This window comes from Marinobacter sp. UBA2498 (assembly GCF_002341575.1).
Lineage (GTDB): Bacteria > Pseudomonadota > Gammaproteobacteria > Pseudomonadales > Oleiphilaceae > Marinobacter > Marinobacter manganoxydans.
The window spans coordinates 16,102-19,518 of record NZ_DDOI01000038.1 but is presented as its reverse complement, the minus strand read 5'-3'; the positions used below and the strand labels follow the sequence as shown (position 1 = coordinate 19,518).

Genomic DNA, 3,417 nt, shown 5'->3' with positions numbered 1-3,417 from the left:
CTTTGGTACCCCCGTGGCGGCACCCGGCGAGGAACTCTCGACCCCGGATGCCCGGCGATCCGAGCGATGGCGACAGGCCTACGCCAGCCTCGATTCAGAAAATACCGGTGCGAGCGTACTTTACCGGAATACCGGGCAAGCAGCTGGCCAACTAGTGACGGTTCCGGCTTTGGGGGTTCAACCTCCCAGACCTCTGCTGGCCCTTCAGTGCCACAACAACATTACGGAGCTCACTCTGATGCTGCCAAAGGCGATGGACGAAGAGCGGATTCGGATTGGGTTTGGCCGAGGACAAACCGTCTGGCGGGTGCGGGACAACGGTTTCGTGCTCAGTGGCGGCCGGGGACTGCCAGCCATTCGTACCGTGAAAGCCATGATCACCGGTACGGAAGCGCGCATCGACTCGCCCAACAGCCGTATTGACGGCCTTCTGTTTGATCTCTCGGGATACCGCAGGGCAATCGAACCGCTTCGCGAGACCTGTGGCTGGTAAATGCCGGCGAAATACAGTGATTCAGGACAGCAACATGCAGATCATTGAGCAACATCCCTACGTTGAACAGGTTGTCTCACCATTGCCCGGCGATTCGGTTGTCGGCGAGGCACTCGGAGACGATGCAACGCTCGAGTTTCTGGAAAACGAGATCATGAAGGTGGGCTCTCTGGCCCATACCGATATTGATTGGGACAGGGTTGAAAGCGATGCCCTGACGATTCTCTCGGACCGCAGCAAGGATCTGAAAGTGCTCGGTTTTCTTCTGGTCGCCCTGCAACGCGGTGGTGATGGTGAACGGTTCGCCCTATCCCTGTACCTGCTGCACCGGGTGCTGGACGAATGGTGGGAGCAGGCCTGGCCCTACCCTGGAGAGACGGGCAAGCGGGCACGCAAGATGATGTTCACCCAGATGCTCCAGCGCGCCGGCAAAGGCGTCGACGCCCTGGCGTTTGATGGCAGTGTTGGCGACGGTCGGGCGTTCTGCCTTGAACTTCTGGCGAGATTGATGGACCAGGCCGCTGGCCGGGAATTGCCCGAGGAGTCGCTGCAGGATCTTAAACGGGCGGTTGAAAAGCTGCCCAGGGTTAACGACGCCGCGGCAGCCCCCGAAACCCGTCCGCAGGCAGGGCAGGTCAGCCAGGATTCGCGAACTGAAACGCCAGAGCAGAAACCCGCACCGTCGAAGCCTTCCCTGGGGGCACTCACCCTGGACCCGGGCGACGAACGAGCAACCCGGCAGAGTCTTCTGAAAGTCGCGGACATGCTCACCGAAACCGGGCCGGACCAGCCTCTGGGGTACCAGGTTCGCCGTTACGCTATCTGGCAGAACATCACCACGGTACCGCCGACACGGGACGGAAAGCGCACCGATCTTGCCGCCGTCAGTGCCGATCGGGTGGCTGACTATCGCGAAGCCCTGGAAAAATCCGCCGACCTGGCGTTGTGGCAGAAAATCGAGCAGAGCCTGTCGGTCAGTCCGTTCTGGCTGGACGGCCATTGGTTAAGTGCCCGGGTAGCGGCGGCCCTGGGCCACCACGCCTGCGCTGAGGCCATCCGTGTGTCCGCAAAGGAGTTTGTTGAGCGCCTTGCCCAGTTGCCGGAGCTCACCTTCAACGATGGCACCCCGTTCCTCTCCCGGGAGGCGGAAGAGTGGCTCTGGTCCGCGCCGGCGACCGGTGGTTCCGCCGGCAGCGCCAACGCCTGGGAGCAGGCTTATGACAAAGCCCGGGAGCTGGCCGGGCAAAAGGGGCTGGCTGCCGGGATGCAACTTCTGGAGGACGGGCTGGCGGAAGCGAGAGAACCAAGAGACCGCTTTTACTGGCGCCTTGCCAGCGCCCGATTAATGAAGGACTCCGGCCTGAAATCACTGGCCACGCAGCAGATTCAGGATCTGCAAATGCAGGTGCGCGGGCTGGCTCTCGAGGACTGGGAGCCAGCCCTGATCAGGCAGCTTGAAAAGCTGGGCTGATACCCGGAACACACCAAGGAATCACAGCAGGAATGGACACCATGTGGAGAAAAGCTTTACTCATCGGTCGCTGGCTTCTGCCATACCTCAAAAACGCAGCCCCGGTCACCCTGGTACTGGGCATTATTGCCTTGGTGGTGGCCACCTGGTGGCTGGGGCCACGCTGGGAGCTCAATGGTGAGTTTCCATTGGCGGCCTGGCAGATGCGGGCCGTGGTAACCCTGGGCGTTGTGCTGGTCGTGGCCATGGTGTGGGGCATGATGCTGGCGCGCCGCCTGCGCAAGGTGAACGTCAGGCAGGCGGAAGCGCAGAAGGAACAGGAAGATCCGATTCTGCCCATGGAGCGCAAGCAACAGCGCCTGCTGGATCGCCAGCTGGCGGCCCTGAAAAGCAACCTCCCCGGCCGCAAAGGCATTTACCGGCTGCCCTGGTATCTGGCGATGGGCCTTGAGGATGCTGGCAAGACCAGCCTGATTCAACGCTCCGGGCAGACCTACACGCTCACCAACGTAACCCGCAACAATCGAATGGATCGCAATGCCTTCGGTTTTGACTGGTGGATCGGCGATAAAGGCGTGCTGATCGATCCGGATGGTGAACTGCTGAGCCAGAGTCAGGGGGAGGGCGCCGGCGCGGAGATCCAGCAGCGTCTTTGGCATCATTTCATCGCCTGGCTGGAGCGAAATCGTCCTCAACGCCCTCTGAACGGGGTGGTGCTGGCCATAGATCTGGCCAGTCTCAGCGTGGCAGACTCCGGCCAGAGGCGGGACCGGGCCATCCTGTTGCGCACGCGCCTGCGGGAACTGATGGAGCAGATCGGCTCCCGCCTGCCCGTTTATGTCACCTTCACCAAGATGGACCTGCTTTACGGATTTGGCCCGCTGGTGCGGACCCTGAGCAAGCAGGACAAGGAGCAGGCCCTGGGCTTTACCTTCAGCCTCGAAGGCCAGATGGATAACGACGATTGGCTGAACCAGTTCGCTGACCGATACACCGCCATGGTTGAGCGGCTTACCGATCGCTTGCCGGATGTTCTGGCCAATACCCGGGATGCCGAGGAGCGGGCAGCGGCCTACTCCTTTACCCGCCAGCTTGCCGGCCTTAAGCCCGTTCTGGAGCAATTCCTGACCGACCTGCTGTCTGCGGATGTGTTCTCGACACCGGCGATGGTTCGCGGCACCTACTTCACCTCGGTGTTGCAGGAGGGCGTGCCGGAAGATGCCTTTGTCTCAGCGGCTGCCGCCAACTACCAGATCGCCGGGCCCATTCAGCCTGCCCAACGGGCAGGGCAGTCCGCCACCCTGTTCACCCGGGCACTGTTCCCCGAGATTATCTATCCGGAGGCCGGCCTGGCCGGTGACAACCGACGGGTGATTCAGTCCCGGCAACGGCGGCTGGCCGTGGCCGCCGTGGTGGCTATTTGTGCCGGTGCGGGTATGACCGCCGGTTGGCA

At 62.0% G+C, this 3,417-nt stretch carries 3 protein-coding genes; all 3 read left to right on the top strand.

Annotated features, from left to right (window positions below; all coding sequences use genetic code 11):
• A partial coding sequence (locus tag B2W52_RS04180; RefSeq protein ID WP_286801490.1) for a type VI secretion system-associated protein TagO occupies window positions 1-493 on the top strand: 493 nt, incomplete at its 5' end.
• Between the two features lie 34 nt (window positions 494-527).
• Complete coding sequence (gene tssA / locus B2W52_RS04175; RefSeq protein WP_286801488.1) at window positions 528-1,964, top strand: type VI secretion system protein TssA; 1,437 nt, start codon at window positions 528-530, stop codon at window positions 1,962-1,964.
• Between the two features lie 32 nt (window positions 1,965-1,996).
• Window positions 1,997-3,417 (top strand): type VI secretion system membrane subunit TssM (gene tssM / locus B2W52_RS04170; RefSeq protein ID WP_286801485.1); only part of this gene is annotated, 1,421 nt, incomplete at its 3' end.

Coding starts and splice junctions, on each gene's coding strand:
- tssA (WP_286801488.1), top strand. CDS start 528: ATGCAGATCATTGAGCAACATCCCTACGTTGAACAGGTTGTCTCACCA.